We start from the raw sequence: 269 nt of genomic DNA on the forward strand, positions 1-269 counted from the left end.
TGATGTTACGGTAGAATGTGATGCCATTCCAACGGTACCTACAGTAACCGCTACAGATAATTGCGATATGACACTTACGGTCAGCTATTCTGAAACCAGCAATACTGTTGTGGACGGTGTGGGGGTTATTGTACGCGAATGGACTGTAACCGACAACGGCGGGAATACAACTACTGATACGCAGACTATTACGGTTATCGATTCAAAGGATCCAATCCTTGTCGGCGTACCTGCTGATGTTACGGTAGAATGTGATGCCATTCCAACGG

General features: G+C 46.5%; 1 protein-coding gene. It reads left to right on the plus strand.

Features of this window, described 5'->3' with window-relative positions:
- Positions 1-269, plus strand: a 269-nt coding sequence (locus H3Z82_RS19475) for an HYR-like domain-containing protein (RefSeq protein ID WP_182207123.1), incomplete at both ends; no start/stop codon positions are given.

Origin of the sequence: Gelidibacter maritimus (assembly GCF_014062315.1) — a bacterium.
Classification (GTDB): Bacteria; Bacteroidota; Bacteroidia; order Flavobacteriales; family Flavobacteriaceae; genus Gelidibacter; species Gelidibacter maritimus.